We start from the raw sequence: 387 nt of genomic DNA on the forward strand, positions 1-387 counted from the left end.
CTGTACTGCGCATAGCTTTTTTCTGTTTTGCGGGCATGCCTTTATTAAAGCTTGTTTCTGCTTTTAGCTGATTAAATGCGATGTGTCTCAGCCCCGCAAATACAGGTGCTGCACCTTCACGCCTAATTCGGCAATCATCTTCTTTAAATCCGACATCTAAACGCCAATGTAATCCATTCTCTATTTGCCAATGTTGCCGTGCAGATCTTGCGAGTTCTTCCGCCGATAAATATGCTGAACTGATGTAGTATCTATAGCATAACTCATTGCTTACTTTGTTTTTTTCTTTCCTATAAGAAACAATAACTCCCACTGTTTTGGCATCTTTCCAATTGCTCGTTTCTGATAAATCACTTACGTTATGACTAACAGCACAACACCTGAATT

1 protein-coding gene is annotated in these 387 nt (G+C 39.8%); it reads right to left on the reverse strand.

Annotated features, from left to right (window positions below; genetic code table 11):
* The coding region (locus tag FW757_RS23230; RefSeq protein ID WP_446441795.1) for an ISAs1 family transposase at positions 1–387 on the reverse strand (387 nt) is incomplete at both ends.

The organism is Pseudoalteromonas sp. 1181_04 (assembly GCF_052850545.1).